This is a genomic window from Teredinibacter turnerae T7901 (assembly GCF_000023025.1).
Lineage (GTDB): Bacteria > Pseudomonadota > Gammaproteobacteria > Pseudomonadales > Cellvibrionaceae > Teredinibacter > Teredinibacter turnerae_B.
On sequence record NC_012997.1, the window covers coordinates 3,127,128 to 3,145,348 of the forward strand.

Annotated in this window: 10 protein-coding genes; 5 read left to right on the forward strand and 5 right to left on the reverse strand. The window is 51.8% G+C overall.

All coding sequences use genetic code 11. The annotated features are described in order from the left end of the window. Positions 1 to 304 precede the first annotated feature (304 nt). Positions 305 to 3,364 (forward strand): phosphorylase b kinase regulatory subunit alpha/beta, encoded by a 3,060-nt coding sequence (locus TERTU_RS12535; RefSeq protein ID WP_015818821.1) that lies wholly within the window; start codon positions 305 to 307, stop codon positions 3,362 to 3,364. Positions 3,365 to 3,482: 118 nt separating this feature from the next. On the opposite strand, the gene TERTU_RS12540 is transcribed toward TERTU_RS12535, so the two are convergent. After that, on the reverse strand, positions 3,483 to 4,103 hold the full coding sequence (locus tag TERTU_RS12540) for a YceI family protein (RefSeq protein WP_015817994.1): 621 nt from the start codon (positions 4,101 to 4,103) through the stop codon (positions 3,483 to 3,485). Between the two features lie 245 nt (positions 4,104 to 4,348). Between TERTU_RS12540 and TERTU_RS12545 the strand changes: the two genes are divergently transcribed. The 4 genes from TERTU_RS12545 to TERTU_RS12560 all read left to right on the forward strand — a co-directional run bounded on the left by TERTU_RS12545 (position 4,349) and on the right by TERTU_RS12560 (position 12,461). Further along, positions 4,349 to 7,015: a glycoside hydrolase family 3 C-terminal domain-containing protein gene (locus TERTU_RS12545; RefSeq protein WP_015819412.1), complete on the forward strand. Its 2,667-nt coding sequence runs from the start codon at positions 4,349 to 4,351 to the stop codon at positions 7,013 to 7,015. A gap of 12 nt (positions 7,016 to 7,027) precedes the next feature. After that, positions 7,028 to 9,208, forward strand: coding sequence for an alpha-glucuronidase family glycosyl hydrolase (locus TERTU_RS12550; protein ID WP_015818736.1), 2,181 nt, complete (start codon positions 7,028 to 7,030; stop codon positions 9,206 to 9,208). A gap of 250 nt (positions 9,209 to 9,458) precedes the next feature. Then, positions 9,459 to 11,546: a sodium-translocating pyrophosphatase gene (locus TERTU_RS12555; RefSeq protein ID WP_015817167.1), complete on the forward strand. Its 2,088-nt coding sequence runs from the start codon at positions 9,459 to 9,461 to the stop codon at positions 11,544 to 11,546. Positions 11,547 to 11,732: 186 nt separating this feature from the next. Next, positions 11,733 to 12,461, forward strand: a complete 729-nt coding sequence (locus tag TERTU_RS12560) for an SDR family oxidoreductase (protein WP_015817036.1) — start codon at positions 11,733 to 11,735, stop codon at positions 12,459 to 12,461. A 175-nt stretch (positions 12,462 to 12,636) separates the two neighbouring features. On the opposite strand, the gene pta is transcribed toward TERTU_RS12560, so the two are convergent. From pta to eno, 4 genes are all read right to left on the reverse strand, one after another. After that, positions 12,637 to 14,790, reverse strand: a complete 2,154-nt coding sequence (gene pta, locus TERTU_RS12565) for a phosphate acetyltransferase (RefSeq protein WP_015816899.1) — start codon at positions 14,788 to 14,790, stop codon at positions 12,637 to 12,639. Beyond that, positions 14,783 to 15,988, reverse strand: coding sequence for an acetate/propionate family kinase (locus TERTU_RS12570; RefSeq protein ID WP_015820780.1), 1,206 nt, complete (start codon positions 15,986 to 15,988; stop codon positions 14,783 to 14,785). Before TERTU_RS12570 ends, pta begins: the two co-directional genes overlap by 8 nt. A gap of 306 nt (positions 15,989 to 16,294) precedes the next feature. Then, positions 16,295 to 16,708: a hypothetical protein gene (locus TERTU_RS12575; RefSeq protein ID WP_015820184.1), complete on the reverse strand. Its 414-nt coding sequence runs from the start codon at positions 16,706 to 16,708 to the stop codon at positions 16,295 to 16,297. A 220-nt stretch (positions 16,709 to 16,928) separates the two neighbouring features. Further along, positions 16,929 to 18,218 (reverse strand): phosphopyruvate hydratase, encoded by a 1,290-nt coding sequence (gene eno / locus TERTU_RS12580; RefSeq protein ID WP_041590234.1) that lies wholly within the window; start codon positions 18,216 to 18,218, stop codon positions 16,929 to 16,931. Between the last annotated feature and the right edge of the window lie 3 nt (positions 18,219 to 18,221).

Below are 18,221 nucleotides of genomic sequence, written 5' to 3' on the forward strand. Positions count from 1 at the left end.
TAGCCCCGGGTTAATAGTAACCGTCTGGCAAGATCTGGCTCGCAGCGAGCAGGCGACTGCCGCAGCTGTTGGGCATGATTAATGCTGGTAACGGATCTGGAAACTCTGTCCCTATCCTTCTACATTGCAAGAGGAGCCGCCGCACTGTATGCAACTAGCGTAGAATACACGCCATCGTAAACCAGCCAGTCATTACACGACGTCTTCCGCTGCCGCCAGTGAGACCTGGGCTGCGCCAACATGTGGCGCACATCCCCACCCGGCCCCAAAACAATGACCCCGTTTTAGTGGAACCTCCGCAGTTATGAGAAACAGCGAACAAGAGCTCAAACAACTCTACAACGAAATCAATCAAGTTATCCTGTCACGGCAGAACCCGGTAACGGGCTTGCTCCCAGCCAGTACCTCCGTCAATGCACACGGCGACTACACCGATGCCTGGGTACGCGACAATGTATATTCCATCATCGCGCCCTGGGCCCTCAGCCTGGCCATGAAAAAAGCAGGCGAAACCCGAGAGGCGGATGAACTCGAACAAGCCACCATCAAGTTGATGCGAGGTCTGCTGCAGTCAATGATGCGCCAGGCCCACAAAGTGGAAGCGTTCAAACATACCCTCAAACCGATTGATGCTCTGCACGCTAAGTACGACACCGCAACGGGCCTCACAGTTGTCGCCGACGATGCCTGGGGCCATTTGCAAATCGACGCAACATCTATTTACCTGTTAATGATCGGGCAAATGACAGCCTCCGGTTTACGCATTATTCAAACCTATGACGAAGTCGATTTTGTCCAAAATCTTATTTACTACATCGCCAGTGCGTTCCGCACGCCCGACTACGGTATCTGGGAGCGTGGCAATAAAATTAATAATGGCAAGCCGGAAATTAATGCCAGCTCACTCGGCATGGCCAAAGCTGCGCTACAAGCATTGGATGGGTTGAATTTATTTCACAAAGGCGGGCCAACCCGCGCGGTTGTGCACTCTGTACCAGACGCACTATCGATGGCACGCACCAACCTCGCCGCGCTGCTGCCACGAGAATCGCTCTCTAAAGAAGTGGACGCTGCACTACTCAGTATTATTGGCTTCCCCGCATTTGCGGTTGGCGATTCCATTTTGGCAACCGAAACACGCGATGAAATTTTAAAAAAGCTGGGCGGTATTTATGGGTTAAAGCGATTTTTGTGGGACGGCCACCAGACCGTTATCGAAGATCCATCTCGCTTGTACTACGAACACTCAGAGTTAGCCAACTTTCAGCATATTGAATCCGAATGGCCCTTGTTTTTTTGCTATCTCTATCTGAACGCACTGTTCACTGGCAACACGCAGACCGCAAGCCACTATTATCAGAAAATTCAAAATCTGATGATCGAAAAAAATGGTATCGGCCTAATTCCCGAATTGTATTATGTACCCGAGCATGCCATAGAAGCCGAAAAGCGCAATCCCAAAAGCCAGGCCCGCGTCGCCAACGATAACTTACCGCTGGTTTGGGCGCAGAGCCTGTACTACACCGGCAGGTTGATGGACCTAGGATTGCTAAAACCGGACGACCTCGACCCGGTAAAATTGCGCAGTACCACAACCCAAATGACCAAAGCACAGGTTGCGCTTGTGGTACTGGCTGAAAATGAAGATGTGAAAAAAATCCTCGCGGATAACGGCGTAATTGCCGAAAGCATTCTGGATATCGCCCCGCTAAAAGTTATCTCTGCCCCACATCTGGTGGAGGCCTACGCACAAGTTGGCGCCAACCACAAATTGAACCTCACCGGACGGCCGCGACGACGACTTTTGAGCCTTGCAAGTTCGCAGACCTACTGTATTAACGACCACCAGTTTTTGTGTTTGTCGTGGATTCAAGGCGATTCCGATGATGACTATGTGCATCACGATATCGCGCGGGTAGCGACCATGGTGCGAGAAGAAATCTCGCATATTCGTAAGCACTGGCTCAACTCCGAAGTTGCCGTTTTTACTTTTATGGTCAACGAAGCCCTGTGTAACTCGCCCGACGCTCACTTACTCTACGAGTGCCTGCAAGGATTTCAGCTACGAACAGAAGACGAGAATATTGGTTATGCTTCCGCCAATCTTGCGTTCCGCGCGTCAAGAGAAAACTGGCTTCTCGCGCCCGATATCTGCCTAACCCCCATTACCAGCCGCGAGGTGGAAGCGCCACCGGCAATCGAATGGAATACCCAAAGCCTGGCGCTGCTTCAAGCGCTTGATGGCAGCCAGCTCGCACAGGCAGATAAGCTCGTCGAATACTTCGCCGACCGACCGCTGCACGAGTCTGCCAGTGATACCAATAAACGGATTACTGCCCGCGACCTGCTGAATACAATTTATAGCAATGCCTTACAAAACCATCAGTGGCTGATTGCCCGGCTCGCTTTCGCACTATCGGGCCGGGTAAAAGACGATCTGTCGGACTATCTTTCGGTTCTCAGCTCACGTCACTTCTCTGTGATCGTTGGCTCAGTAGATACCAGCGAGTTTGGCTTGGAACAGTCGCTTAACAACAGCCAGATTGTGGAGGCGTTGCGCGAAGCCAGTATTAACCCCATCGACCACTGTCTGCTCCAGGAATTGCTGGAGTCCATCGGTATATTGCAACGCACCAACCCACAGCTTTTCGAAGGGGTGCGCTCAATACAGTTGAGTAACCTTCTGAATCTGTGTGCCGATGGCGTAAAAAGCGATAACTACAAAGAATCCGTGCTGGAGCTCGGCCAGCTCAGCCCGAGTGCAGTGTTAGACCGGCTCTATAAAATCTTCAGCTCCCAGCGAAGCGTATTCGCCAAAGGCTTAAAACGCAGTCTTTCTGCGAAAAACATGAGCGATTCCGATGTGGAAGCAATGGATCTTGACTGGTTTGAATGGCGCTTTGAGCGCGGCCTTATTCTCAGTTTGAGCCGCGAGTTCCTGGAAAAGATCTGGCAAACCCTTGCAATTGCACCCAAAATTATTTTTGCCGAATCGCACAACCCCGCGTGCATTATTGAAAGCGAATTTGTTCGCAGCTCGATGACCCCCGGCGAGGAAATTTTTGCACAACTCATTAACGATGCACTTGCCCAATTACACCCGCCCTATTTCCGAAGCGCGATTGTCGAGGTGCTCCTGGCAATAACAGAATTTCACGAGGAGCATCCAAAAGAGCGTGTCGAGCACCCAATCAACCTGGAAGAAATACTGGAATGCGCGGCCGATATGAGCAGCTCCAGCAGCACACAAAAAGCCACAGCAAAAATCGACCTGCTACTGGAAGAATCCCCGCAGGTGCTAAACGGCTATATTCTCAGCAGTTTGCCTACGTATTTAAAGAATTTAGGTAAAGAGAGCGAATAACTCTTGCGCTGTTTTTTCTCGCCACATTCATAGAGTGACCTTAATTGGAAGCCAGCAAATACATCCGTTATTTGCTGGCTTTTGTCAATTCACTTTCGCAGTTTTAGAATAAGAGCAACTAATTCCTCTGAAACTCCGCGTAAACCTCAATGGTCACATCATCCCCTACTGCGGGGATATATTTATCCATACCGAACTCAGAGCGTTTAAACTGGGCTATCGCTGAAAATCCTATGGTGTATTTCGCTGTCAGCATGTTCGTTGCGCCACCGCGAAAATTAACTTCGATCATCACCGGTTTTTTCACCCCCAGAAATTCCAGAACTCCATTGAATTTGACGATATTTCCCTCGACGGAGGCCACACTCGTCGTGCTGAAATGTGCCTGCGGGTAGGTTTGCACAGCGAACCAATCGCTGCCGCGCAGTGTGTCGGCAAATTCAGTGCTATTGACATTGATGCTTGCCATGTCAATAACCGCATCCAGACGGCTGTCAGCCAACTGTTCGGGTACAAAGTCCAGCGATGCATCAAACTTTTCGAAACGACCGACAAAACTCGACAACCCCATGTGATCGACCTTAAACAGTAGCGCGGCGTGCTCCGGGTCCAGTCGGTACTCGCCAGTGCGAAGCTCCACCAGCGCTGTCTCCACGCGCGGCGTTATCAATTGCACACAGCCACTTAAAAAACAGATGGACATGATTAGAAAAGCGAAAAACGCGACGTGTTTTCCCATTAGTCGTTTCCCATTAATAATTACCTATTGGTTGAATTACAGACAGTTCTTCGAGTTCAAGCTTATCTACGCGCCAACACCCACGGGCATTTGGCTATACTTACTTTCAAATCGCCGATACCGGAGTGGCATATTTTGAAGTAATACAGCCATGGTTTCATAGAAACCTACCTCAGTGGTCGCAGGAGCACTGAGCAGACCCGAACTCTCATGGAATAATAACTCAAACTAACGCAGGTCTTACTATGCGCAGAAACCCCCTGAATCCCGTGCCAATTCTAGGTCTAACCCTGGCATCACTGCTTTTCACCGGTTGCTCACCGGATAACAACCCAGTACCCAAGCCCGTTAGCGAGCGCAGTACAGCCAATGAACAACCCGCCTACATGGACACGACTCTGGACATTGACACCCGCGTTGATGATCTGGTTTCGCGGATGGATCTGGCAGAAAAAATATCTCAGATGTACAACGAATCACCAGCTATCGAGCATTTGGGTATTGCAGAATACGATTGGTGGAACGAAGCCCTGCACGGTGTCGCACGGGCAGGCAAGGCCACAGTTTTTCCTCAGGCAATAGGCATGGCCGCCATGTGGGACAGGGAGACCATGTTCGATATCGCTGAGGCCGTCTCCGATGAGGCGCGAGCGAAACACCACTACTTTGTTGAAAACGGCGTACATTTTCGCTACACCGGGCTCACCTTCTGGTCACCCAATATCAACATCTTCCGCGATCCACGCTGGGGCCGCGGCCAGGAAACCTACGGCGAAGACCCCTACCTTACTGGCGAGCTGGCACTGCCTTACATCAGCGGCCTGCAGGGAGAAAATCCGAAGTACCTGAAAACCGCTGCCATGGCCAAGCACTTCGCAGTACACAGCGGCCCCGAAAAGTCACGCCACTCAGATAACTACATCGCCAGCCCGAAGGATTTAAACGAAACCTATCTACCCGCGTTCGAAAAAGCGGTGGTGGAAGGCGATGTGGAATCGGTGATGTGTGCCTACAACCGCGTCAATGACGAGCCCGCGTGTGGCAACGATATGCTGCTAAAAGAAACCCTGCGCGGGAAGTGGGGCTTTAAAGGCCACGTTGTTTCCGACTGTGGCGCGATCGCGGACTTCTATGCTCCAGAGGCTCACCACGTGGTCATGGCGCCTGCGGCCGCAGCTGCCTGGGCCGTGCGCAGTGGTACCGACCTGAACTGTGGCACCGACCGCCTGAGCACTTTCGCTAACCTGCACTTTGCATTGCAGCGGGAAATGATTACACAGGATGAAATTGATCAATCCGTAAAACGCCTGATGAAAACCCGCTTCAAACTTGGTATGTTCGATCCGGACGATCAGGTTCCCTATTCCAAAATTCCGATGGATGTAGTCGGCTCACAGGCCCATCTCGCGCTCACTCAAAAAGCCGCTGAGAAGTCGTTTGTACTGCTCAAGAACAGCGGCATTCTGCCCCTCAAAAAATCCAGTAAGGTCGCCATTATCGGGCCTAACGCCACCAACCCGACTGTGCTCGTGGGCAACTACTTTGGCGATCCAATCAAACCGGTGACGCCCCTGGACGGCATTCAGCAGTACCTCGGCGAAGAGAATGTGTTTTACGCCCCGGGATCTGCGCTTGCGGGTGACACCTTTTCTCACTACCAGGTTATATCTGCAGACCACTTTTTCCACAAAGATGACAATGGCGCACTAAAGCCTGGCTTGCAAGCTAACTATTACAATGCCTCAGCCAAAGAAGGCCGGGAGGAGGTGCCGGTATTTTCTCGGGTCGACGCCAACATCGACTTTTTCTGGCAGCGCTCACCCGTCGATAACACTGTGCGTGATGAATTCGCTGTCGAGTGGTCCGGCGTGCTGATACCCAAGGAGTCAGGGGTGTATCAATTCTCCACTCGCGAAACATTAAAAATCGATGGCGAGGAAGTAAAAGATGGAATCTACCTCAACGCTAATCAGGAGTACGCGTTCGAAGCCAGCCAAAAATTTGTCCACGCTTTTTGGGGGCAACCGCTTGAAGCCTACGCCAAAGTCAGTTGGCTGAACAGCTCGCGCAACCTGGTTGCCGATGCTGTGGCCGCGGCGCAAAAAGCCGATGTAATCATCTTTACCGGCGGGATATCGGCTGATCTTGAAGGTGAAGAAATGAGCGTCGAGATCGAAGGTTTCGACCATGGAGACAGAACAGATATCCGCCTGCCCGAGCCACAACGCAAGCTCTTGGCAACGCTTAAAAAACTTAACAAACCCATTGTTTTAGTGAATTTCAGTGGCAGCGCAATTGCACTTAACTGGGCGAATAATAACGTAGACGCGATTTTGCAAGGGTTTTACCCCGGCGAGGCAACCGGTACAGCGCTCGCACGAATTTTGTGGGGCGAGGTTTCCCCCTCGGGCCGCTTGCCGATTACGTTCTATCGCAGTCTGGACGATTTACCCGGTTTTAAAGATTATGCCATGACCAACCGGACCTATAAGTACTACCAGGGGGATGTACTCTACCCATTTGGTTACGGCCTGAGTTACACCCAATTTGCTTACAGCGAGTTAAGTGCGCCAGCCACAATGGCAAGTGGTGAACCGCTCGCTATAACCGCTCAGGTGAGCAACAGCGGCAAAGTCGCCAGCGATGAAGTTGTGCAGGTTTACGTGTCGATGAAGGTACCCGGATTAAGCCTGCCACAGCGGGAATTAAAGGAATTCAAGCGTATTTACCTGGAACCTGGCGCCTCACAGACCGTCGAATTTAGCATTGCTGGCAAAGATCTCAGTTATGTGGACGACCAGGGCGTTCGACACCCTTACCACGGGCCATTAACACTGAGCGTTGGCGGCGGTCAGCAGCCGTATGTCTCCGCCACTGGCGCCGTGAGCAAAACGATAACAATCGAACAATAAACAGGAAAAACAATGCATAAAATATTACGTACCTTTGCTTTTTTGCTGCTGTCGGTATTGGCATGCAGCCCGGCGTTTGGCCAAAAAATATTTGATGGCGAGGACGGTTATCGGCTCTGGTTGAAATACGATTTGTTGTCTGATCAACAGAGTATCAAAACATACCGGAAACAAATCAGCTCAATATACGTTGCCGGAGATTCAGCGACGACTACCGTCATCCGCGATGAGCTTTCACACGCGCTCTCAGGCCTTTTAGGCAAACAACCTAAATTTGTCGAAGCTGTTGGCAAACACGCTTTAGTGGTGGGCACCCCGTCATCCTCTGCAGACATCCGCAACGCGGACCTGTCGGAGCTGAAGGGTCTGGGCAAAGAAGGCTTTGTAATTAAATCGCTCGAGTTGAGCGGAAAGCCGGTAACCCTGATTGCAGCCAATACGGATGTGGGGGCGCTATACGGTACCTTTCACTTATTGCGTTTGATACAAACCGAGCAGCCTTTACGCGAACTCGAAATTGTCGAGAAGCCTAAAATCGATGTTCGAGTGCTCAACCACTGGGACGATATGGATCGCCATGTGGAACGCGGTTTCGCCGGGGAGTCAATTTGGGACTGGCATAAACTGCCTGATTATACCTACCCGCGCTACTACGACTACGCGCGCGCGAATGCGAGTATTGGTATCAACGGCACGGTGTTGAATAACGTTAACGCCAACGCAATTACGCTGACACCACACTATCTGGACAAAGTTGAAGCATTGGCCGACCTGTTTCGTCCCTACGGCATCAAGGTATACCTTTCAATAAAATTCAGCTCACCCCAATTAATCGGTGGACTGAAAACGTCCGACCCGCTGGACCCCACTGTAAAACAATGGTGGAAGGATAAAGTCGAGGAAATCTATGCGCGCATACCCGACTTTGGCGGCTTTTTGGTAAAAGCGAATTCCGAAGGCCAACCCGGCCCTGGTGATTTCGGTCGCACCCATGCCGAGGGCGCAAATTTGCTTGCTGATGCACTGGCGCCTCACGGCGGTGTTGTTATGTGGCGAGCGTTTGTGTATGCCAATGAAAAGAACGAGGAGCGTTCGAAGCAGGCCTATTCCGAATTCAAGCCGCTCGATGGCAAATTTCACGATAACGTACTAATTCAGGTGAAGAACGGCCCAATCGATTTTCAGCCACGCGAACCCTTCAGCCCGCTTTTTGGCGCAACGCCCAAAACACCCATGATGATGGAATTTCAAATCACCATGGAATACCTGGGCTTTAGCACCCATCTCGTGTATCTGGGAACAATGTACGAAGAGGCATTGCAATCTGACACCTATGCCAAAGGCAAGGGTTCAACCGTGGCCAAGGTTGTCGATGGTTCACTGTTTAACAATCACATATCTGGCATCGCCGGCGTATCGAATATCGGCACCGACCGCAACTGGACTGGCCACATTATTCTTCAGTCCAACTGGTATGTGTTCGGCCGCCTCGCGTGGGATCATGAACTGACCACAGCCGACATTGCAGACGAATGGGTTCGGATGACCTTGAGCAACGACGAAAAAGTGGTATCAACGGTTACCGATATGATGATGCGCTCGCGTGAAATAACCGTGAATTATATGACCCCTCTCGGTTTACACCACATTATGGGCGTAGGGCATCACTACGGGCCCGGCCCCTGGGTGAAAGATCTGGGCCGAGAGGACTGGACTTCTGTCTACTATCACAAAGCAGGCAAAGACGGCATTGGATTTGACCGGTCACCTACCGGCGTTAATTCTGTTGAGCAATATTTTTCACCACTAAAAGAAGAGTACGCAAAAGCAGAAACAACACCCGAAGAATTGCTACTTTGGTTCCATCACTTACCCTGGGACTACACCGTTAAGTCCACCGGGCGTGACCTGTGGGATGAACTTGTTCACCGTTACTATCAAGGCGCTGCGGATGTAACAGCGATGCACAATCAATGGCAGTCTCTGCAGGACGAACTCGATCCGCTGCAATATCACCAAGTAGATATGGCGTTAACTATTCAGGAAAAAGAAGCTCGCTGGTGGCGCGATGCTTGTGTGACCTACTTTCAAACATTTTCTCAACGGCCGCTGCCAAAAGGGTTTGAAAAGCCCGAAAAAACGCTTAAAGAATATATGGACATGCGCTTCCCTTACGCTCCAGGTCAAGGCTGAGCCGCGGGTAATCAACCCCAGCAGCCAAACTGCAGAACCAATTAGCCAACGACCAGTTGACTAACCAGAGGCACCACAGTGAAAACTGCGGTGCCTTTTTTATATCCGTTTCTATACTTGATTAAAAACAAACAGGTCCCGAATAGTCTTCCCCGCTTAGCCCACCGCAAACCTTTAAAGAAAACGCGGTGATAAGATGATTTGCATCCAGCAATACGACAAAAAATAACAACCTAAGAGGACATGAGTTATGCCTGTTGCTTACTACGTGGTGTTCATAGCCGCGATCGTCGCTCTGGCGTACGGCATCGTCGCAACCCGGTGGATTTTAGCTTCACCCACGGGTAACGAGAAAATGGTGGAAATCGCCAGTGCCGTGCAGGAGGGTGCACGAGCTTACCTGAACCGACAGTATGGGACTATTGCCATTGTGGGCGTAGTCGTTGGAATAATTCTCGCGCTTCTTTTAAATATCTGGGTTGCGCTTGGCTATGTTATTGGCGCAGTTCTTTCTGGCGCTGCCGGTTATATTGGAATGAATATTTCCGTAAGAGCAAACGTCCGCACTGCGGAAGCGGCGCGCTCGAAAGGCTTGAAAACCGCATTGGATATCGCCTTTCGCTCGGGGTCCATCACCGGCATGCTCGTTGTGGGCCTGGCGCTATTAGGTATTGCGGGCTATTACACACTGCTGCAACTGCAATTCGATCTCGCCACCGACGAGGGCGCCCGCAGTGTACTCGAAGCCCTGGTTGGCTTGGGCTTCGGCGCTTCACTTATTTCTATTTTTGCGCGTCTTGGCGGCGGTATCTTCACCAAAGGCGCCGACGTGGGCGCCGACCTCTCCGGCAAAATTGAAGCCGGTATTCCCGAAGACGACCCCCGCAACCCAGCCGTGATTGCCGACAATGTGGGCGATAACGTAGGCGATTGTGCCGGCATGGCGGCAGACCTCTTCGAAACCTATGTGGTGACAATTGTTGCTTCGATGCTGTTGGGCGCGCTGTATTTCACCGGAGACACCCGTGAAACACTGATGTTCTATCCGCTGTTGATCGGCGCTGTGTGTATCTTCGCCTCGGTCGTTGCTACCCTGTTTGTACGGTTAGGAAAAAGCCAGAACATCATGGCCGCCCTCTACAAAGGGTTTATTGCCAGCGCTGTGTTATCAGCCATTTTAGTGGTAGGTACCACCCATGTTCAAATTGGCTTGAGCACCCAGTTAGCGGGCACCGATTTAACCGGTTGGTCGCTGGTGCTTTGCGCAATGACAGGCCTGGTAGTTACCGCGCTCATTGTGTGGATTACCGAGTACTACACCAGTACGGAATATCGCCCAGTTAAAATGATCGCCGATGCTTCCACCACAGGCCATGCAACCAACATTATCCAGGGCCTGGCGATCTCGATGGAGTCCACCGCCCTGCCCGTTCTTGTCATCTGCGCAGGCATCGTAGTGTCCTACATTTGCGGCGGTCTCTACGGTATTTCCGTTGCCGCAACCACGATGCTGGCGCTCGCTGGGATTGTGGTCGCTCTGGATGCATTTGGTCCGGTAACGGATAACGCTGGTGGCATCGCCGAAATGGCAGAACTGCCAGAAGAAGTGCGCAGCACCACGGATGCCCTCGACGCAGTGGGCAACACCACCAAAGCGATTACCAAAGGCTACGCGATTGGTTCTGCTGGCCTGGCAGCGCTGGTACTGTTTACAGCCTATACCACCGACCTCGAGCACTACTTCCCCGGTTTGGATGTGAACTTCAACTTGTCCGACCCTTACGTGGTTATCGGTCTATTTATTGGCGGGCTGCTGCCTTACCTGTTTGGCAGCGTGGCGATGCAAGCGGTAGGTCGCGCTGGCGGTAAAGTGGTAAATGAAGTGCGCCGTCAGTTTCAGGAAATTCCCGGTGTGCTGGAAGGCACCACCAAACCTGAATACGGCACCTGTGTCGATATGCTCACCAAGAGCGCCATCCGTGAAATGTTAATGCCCTCTCTGCTACCCGTGCTCGCGCCTGTCGTCATCTATTTTGTGATAAACATGGTTGCAGGCCAGGCGGCGGCGTTTGCTTCGCTGGGTGCGATGTTGCTGGGAACGATTGTGACCGGTTTGTTTGTTGCAATCTCTATGACCTCTGGCGGCGGAGCCTGGGATAACACCAAAAAAGCGATTGAAGATGGCGCCCACGGCGGCAAGGGTTCAGAAGCGCACCAGGCGTCTGTCACCGGCGACACCGTCGGCGACCCCTACAAAGATACCGCAGGCCCAGCAGTTAATCCGATGATTAAAATTACCAATATTGTCGCGATTCTGTTGCTGGCGGTGCTAGCCTAACGTAAATCGCTAACCATACAAAAGCCCGCACAACTGCGGGCTTTTTTGTATCTCTAGAAAACGCCAACGCTCAATATATTAGAGCCTGACAACACCGGTTACACGCCTCAACTTTTAGCAAGAATTAGCGCTAATAATTGTGTAAAAATACGTGTTGAATAAAGGTAACAGCAACCGGAGACACAGATGAACCACGGATTACACAACAAACGCGTTTTAATTACTGGCGCCAACGGCGGAATTGGTACAGCGTTAGTATCGGCGTTTCTCGCCGCCGGGGCACAACAGGTTGTTATGGCCGTTAGAAACACCGAAAGCGCCGCGGGTTTCGCGCGTCAATTTGGATCGCGTATCCTGGTTTTACCGCTGGATTTAACCTCCGCAACAAGCGTAACGGATTTGGCATCGCAGGCAGGCCCCTTGGATATCGTCGTGAACAACGCAGGAGCTATGACCCTTACAACACCACTGGCAGAGGATGTAGAAGTACGGTTCCAACAGGAACTGGAAGTGAATACATTCGGCCTACTCCGCATGGCAAAAGCGTTCATCCCTGTACTGGAAAAATCCGCTGGCGTTTTTATTCAGGTTAATTCCATTGCCTCACTCATTAGCGATGGCAGCCTCAGTACCTACTCCGCATCGAAAGCCGCAAGCTTTTCGTTTACCCTGGCTTTAAAAGCGACGTTAAAAGCCCACGACATACGCGTGATCAGCGTCCACCCAGGCCCCATCGACACCCCGATGGCAGCGAGTGCTGGCTTTAGTGATATTGCAGAGCCTCCAGAAGTCGTCGCAGAGGCCGTTTTAAGCGCGTTAACGACAAACGACTTTCTGGTATTTCCGGACAAAATGGCAAAAGAATTTGGCGATGCGTTTCAGCCTTTTGCAAACGCTTACCTGAAGGATCTTTGAAGCAGAAAGCGCTAGCAGCAATCGCTTTATTGTCACCCGTTAAGATTGAAGAAGTCGTGCGGATGTCTGCCTGACAACAGGGCATTATTGAAAGGAATATATTTAAGAAGAGAGAAATACGGCAGCGCGATTTCACACGACTCTCGCGCTGCCGTAACGTGATAATGAAAACCCGCTAGTAGTAATTCAGTTTCGCCGCCTGCTCAGCCTGAATCGCTGTAAGCGCGATGGTGTAAACGATATCATCGACCAGCGCGCCGCGGCTCAGATCGTTCACCGGCTTTTTAAGCCCCTGCAATACTGGGCCAATACTTAACACGTTCGCGCTGCGCTGAACGGCTTTATAGGTGGTATTGCCGGTATTCAAATCAGGGAACACAAACACCGTAGCTTTACCCGCGACAGGGCTGCCCGGCGCTTTACTGGCGGCAACGCTGGCAATTGCGGCCGCATCGTACTGTAAGGGGCCGTCGATAATCATATCGGGGCGCTTGGCCTGGGCAATTTCAGTGGCCTGGCGTACCTTGTCAACATCGGAGCCTTTACCAGACGAACCCGTTGAATAGCTGATCATCGCGACTTTAGGGTCGATGCCAAACGCTTTCGCCGACTCTGCAGACTGAATCGCAATTTCTGCCAGCTGTTCCGCAGTCGGGTTGGGGTTCACAGCGCAATCGCCGTATACCAGCACTTGGTCCGGCATCAGCATAAAGAAAATTGACGAAACAATGCTGGATTCGGTACGCGCTTTAATTAACTGCAACGCGGGGCGAATGGTATTTCCCGTGGTATGCATGGCACCACTGACCAGACCATCGACCTCACCGACCGCCAGCATCATGGTACCGAGAACAACGGAATCTTCCAGTTGTACCTCAGCCTGCGGCTGACTCAAGCCTTTGTGCTCGCGCAGCGCAACCATGGGTTGCACGTAACTTTTGCGAATATTTTCCGGGTCGAGAATTTCCAGCCCATCTGGAATTTGCAAACCGTTCACTTCGGCAACCGAATGAATTGTTTCCGGTTTACCCAACAACACGCAACGCGCAATACCGCGGCTGTGGCAAATAATCGCAGCCTGTAACGTGCGCGGCTCATCGCCTTCAGGTAGCACAATACGCTTACTCAGGCTTTGCGCTTGACGCACCAGATAGTGACGGAACGCCGGTGGCGACATACGCACATCCTGTGGCAGAGAAGCGCGGTCCGCCAGCCATTGCGTATCGAGCGAGTGAGCCACTTCGTCCATAACTTCTAACATGCGCTGCACGTCTTCAGCCGGAACCTCTTCGCTCATATTATCGAGCAGTTGCACCGTGGCCAGTGAATCCAGCTCTGACGACAAAATTGGTAAGCCGGTGTTAATTGCGCTGCGGCACAGGGTCATAACACGTTCGTCAGGCACCATATCGCCGGTGAAGAGAACGCCCGCGAGAGGGACGCCATTAAGTGATGCCTGGCTCGCCGCCAGCATAATATCTGCGCGATCGCCAGGCGTTACGATCAAGGTACCGGGCTTAAGGGCATAAACAATATTCGCCACGGTGCGCGCGCACAAAACGACAGAAGATACCCGGCGCTGAACAATATTACCGGCATGCAGTACCCGTGCATTCAAATGCTTGGCAACATCCAAGGTTCGCGGTGCAATAAATGCGGGGTTCCAGTGGATAATGCCCAGGCAGCGGAAATCCTGGTGGTTGAAGATCGGCAATTTACGCTTAACAAATTCAATGTTTTGCTCCGCCACTTCCCAATCGTCGGCCGCGTCATCTGCGCGTACCCGATGACTGCCTTTAGGTGGCGCCCCAACCTTATTCAGGATACAGCCCAACAAGCGTGGGTTGTTCAGTCCACCAAAAATACTGGCGGTGATATTTATCCGCTCATTGAGTTGTGCAGAAGAATAATGTTTTTTAGCTGCAACAAGAATGACATCACTGCCTAATGTCGCGGCGATTCGAGTGTTCAACCGTACAATGTAATCTTCGTTTGGACGAGGCACCAGCCCCTCCACAACCATCACATCGGCATCGCCAGCCGAAGCCTGGAAATTTGATATTACCTCTTCCATCAAGTCATCGAGCCCGCCGGAGGCAACTTTGTGCTGCGCGTACGACAGACTGATAGACGGCGCAGGCTGCAAGCCCACGGTTTCCTGAATCAAGGTATTCGATCGTCCCGGACCCGTATCGGTGCCGTAAATCTGCGCGATCGGTTTGAAGAAGGCAACGCGCACCCCCAGCTGATCGAGTGCGCGTACCAACCCCAAACAAACTGAGGTTAAGCCAGTGCCCGACGATGTTGGAGCCAAATAAAAACTATGCATGGTCAGTCACCCCCAACACCAGTTTTTTCGCATCACGTGCGATCATTGCTTCTTCATTCGTTTGAACTACCATAGCGCGAGTGGGCGACGTATCAGTCGTAATGACTCCTGCGGACTCTTTGCCATGAATGGCATTCGCAGATCCATCCACCGTAAAACCAAAAATCGCGAGAGACTCAAGCACTTTTTTGCGCAAGCCACCGTTATTTTCACCTATCCCACCCGTAAACACGACGGCGTCGATACGTGACAGAGAAGCCGCCAATCCCGCTAACTGGCGAGCCAGGCGGAAACAAAATACATCAATCGCCAATTGGGCGGATTCATTACCATTTTCGGCCGCCTCGACGAGAGTGCGCATATCGTTGCTGATTTGCGAAATCCCGAGCAAACCAGATTCACGATTCAACACATCGGTAATCTTCTGTAGTGACCAACCCAGGCGATCCTGCAGGAACTGATGTAGACTGGGATCGACATCACCAGAGCGAGTGCCCATCACAAGGCCCTCCAGTGGTGTCAGCCCCATGGTGGTATCGACACTCTTACCGTTACTCACAGCCGTTGCACTACAACCATTACCTAAATGAGCAATCAACAATTGATTATCAGATTCAGGCAAGCCCAGGCGGCGAATAGCTTCACCGGCAACATAGCGATGGCTGGTGCCGTGAAAGCCATAGCGACGCACACCCTGTTGCTCGTAGAGGTGATATGGCACCGCGTAGAGATACGCTTTCTTCTCCAGCGTTTGGTGAAACGCCGTATCGAACACCGCGACCTGGGGAAGATTTGGATAAAGTTCACCAATTAACCGAATACCCAAGACGGCGGCTGGATTGTGAAGCGGCGCCAGATCGGAACAGGATTCCATCTTGCCTAGAGAATAGTCGTCAACCACAACTGACTCTGAAAACGCCTCACCGCCGTGCACCACTCGGTGCCCAACTACAACCACATCGGTAAAGTTAACGCCAAATTCCGGAAGCTTTGCTACCAGAATAGCAATAGCACCTTGATGATCTGCGTCGATATGGAATCGCTGCACCTCTCCTTCGGCCGGAACTATCTTCATATTGGCTTCAGGTGTGCTGAGTGCTTCAGCTACACCATTTAACAGGGGGGCATCGGAATCCGTGGGGAACAGTGAAAATTTAAACGAGGAACTTCCGCTATTAAAAACAAGCACAAACTGCATAAGATAAAAACTCTGTAAACCGGTTCGCCAATATTCTAACGGCTTTTAGTATTCAGTGTTTTGATCGAAGTGCTTTTGTGGAGGGATAAACCGCTGGAACGCGATTTAAAATGTAATAAATTTTAAGGTACTGCACAAAGGGCAAAGCACAAGAACATGAAGTTGAAAGCTGTTTAACGGCGCGATCGAAGCACTCAAGGTTCACGGAGAGGCGATGGGGGCTGGAAGGTGCGCAATACACCCGAAATTGGAGCCGGTGCCCAGCATCATTTTAAAGGACTTGGTGTTCTGTAACGAAGTGCGCCGCTAGTGCGCACTGCTTAACGTTGTCTCCAGAGCGCGGAGTTCCTGCTCCAACCGGTGGTAATTGACAAGAGACAGTAGGCACTTGGCCAGAAACGCCGCAACTACCGCGCAAGCAATGCTCAAAACGGTATCCGAAAAACTAAGACCCGCCCCACTTTCAAGTTGCAACAATACAAAGAGCAAAAGTACCAGAGAGAATACGGGTGGCACCACTCGACTGCCACCTTCATTGAACAGTCGGGCGATTTTTTGGCTGGCGCCCGTATCTGAGAGCGGGCGCCCGCGCTGGCTGCAATCCCGCTCGGGCGTCACTACCAGGCGACGTACCGCAGGGCGGGAAAAACGCTTGTTTAAACGACGGAGGTTATGCACATCATTTTGGTTTTCTATCACAATCAGTTTACCGTTGTTCATAGCGTGATCTCCGTCTCAGTTGATGGACGCAACGATACGCTCGGTGAGGGTGATGGTCTGTGATATTTTCACCGTAACCGCGTGGGGCATGCCCAAGTAGAACAACAAGCCAGGCGATAGCGCCAGGATTAGCGCCTAAATTGTCCGGCACAAAAAACCCGGCCTAAAGCCGGGTTTCGAGTGAGGCTGCACAACACAGCCTCTGGTGTGTACAGATCGCTTACGCCTTGAATTCAGCGCGGCCGCGATATGGTGCTTTTTCGCCCAGTTCAGCTTCAATGCGAAGCAGACGGTTGTACTTGGCGATACGGTCAGAACGCGACAGAGAACCGGTTTTGATCTGGCCTGCGGCAGTTGCAACTGCCAGGTCAGCAATAGTGGTATCTTCGGTTTCGCCGGAACGGTGAGAGATTACGGCGGTGTAGCCTGCGTCTTTCGCCATTTTGATCGCGTCCAGCGTTTCGCTCAAAGAACCAATCTGGTTGAATTTGATCAGGATGGAGTTACCAATACCCTTCTCAATGCCTTCTTTCAGGATTTTGGTGTTGGTTACGAACAGATCGTCGCCAACCAGCTGCACGCGGCTACCGATTTTCTTGGTCAGAACGTCCCAGCCATCCCAGTCGCTTTCGTCCATACCGTCTTCAATAGACAAGATGGGGTACTTGCTGGACAGCTCGTCCAGGTAGGCAGCAAATTCGTCTGCAGTGAATTTTTTGCCTTCGCCAGCCATATCGTAGACGCCGTCTTTGTAGAACTCAGATGACGCACAGTCCAGAGCCAGAGTGATGTCTTCACCCAGCTTGTAACCCGCAGCAGCTACGGCTTCAGCGATAGCTTCCAGCGCACCTTCGTTGGAAGGCAGGTTAGGAGCAAAGCCACCTTCGTCGCCTACCGCAGTGTTCAGGCCACGGCCAGACAGTACTTTTTTCAGCGCGTGGAAAACTTCAGCGCCCATACGCAGTGCTTCGGTGAAGTTAGGCGCAGAAACTGGCTGAACCATGAATTCCTGGATGTCGACATTGTTGTCGGCGTGTTCACCACCGTTAACAATGTTCATCATAGGAACAGGCATGCTGTACTGGCCAGGGGTGCCGTTGATTTCCGCGATGTGCGCGTAAAGAGGAACACCTTTGTCAGTTGCCGCAGCTTTGGCTGCAGCCAGAGATACTGCCAGAATAGCATTTGCGCCAAGAGTGGCTTTGTTATCAGTGCCGTCAGCGTCGATCATGATTTGATCGAGTTCGCGCTGTGCGGCGGCGTCTTTACCCACCAGCAGAGGCTTGATGGTTTCGTTGATATTGGCAACCGCTTTCAGCACACCTTTACCCAGGTAGCGGCTTTTGTCGCCATCGCGCAGTTCCAGGGCTTCACGGGAGCCGGTAGAGGCTCCAGAAGGCGCACATGCGCTACCGACAACACCCGACTCCAGGACCACTTCCGCCATTACGGTAGGGTTCCCGCGGGAGTCCATTACCTCAAAACCAACTACGTCTACAATCTTACTCATAGT

Coding starts and splice junctions, on each gene's coding strand:
- TERTU_RS12535 (WP_015818821.1), top strand. CDS start 305: ATGAGAAACAGCGAACAAGAGCTCAAACAACTCTACAACGAAATCAAT.
- TERTU_RS12540 (WP_015817994.1), bottom strand. CDS start 4,103: ATGGGAAAACACGTCGCGTTTTTCGCTTTTCTAATCATGTCCATCTGT.
- TERTU_RS12545 (WP_015819412.1), top strand. CDS start 4,349: ATGCGCAGAAACCCCCTGAATCCCGTGCCAATTCTAGGTCTAACCCTG.
- TERTU_RS12550 (WP_015818736.1), top strand. CDS start 7,028: ATGCATAAAATATTACGTACCTTTGCTTTTTTGCTGCTGTCGGTATTG.
- TERTU_RS12555 (WP_015817167.1), top strand. CDS start 9,459: ATGCCTGTTGCTTACTACGTGGTGTTCATAGCCGCGATCGTCGCTCTG.
- TERTU_RS12560 (WP_015817036.1), top strand. CDS start 11,733: ATGAACCACGGATTACACAACAAACGCGTTTTAATTACTGGCGCCAAC.
- pta (WP_015816899.1), bottom strand. CDS start 14,790: ATGCATAGTTTTTATTTGGCTCCAACATCGTCGGGCACTGGCTTAACC.
- TERTU_RS12570 (WP_015820780.1), bottom strand. CDS start 15,988: ATGCAGTTTGTGCTTGTTTTTAATAGCGGAAGTTCCTCGTTTAAATTT.
- TERTU_RS12575 (WP_015820184.1), bottom strand. CDS start 16,708: ATGAACAACGGTAAACTGATTGTGATAGAAAACCAAAATGATGTGCAT.
- eno (WP_041590234.1), bottom strand. CDS start 18,218: ATGAGTAAGATTGTAGACGTAGTTGGTTTTGAGGTAATGGACTCCCGC.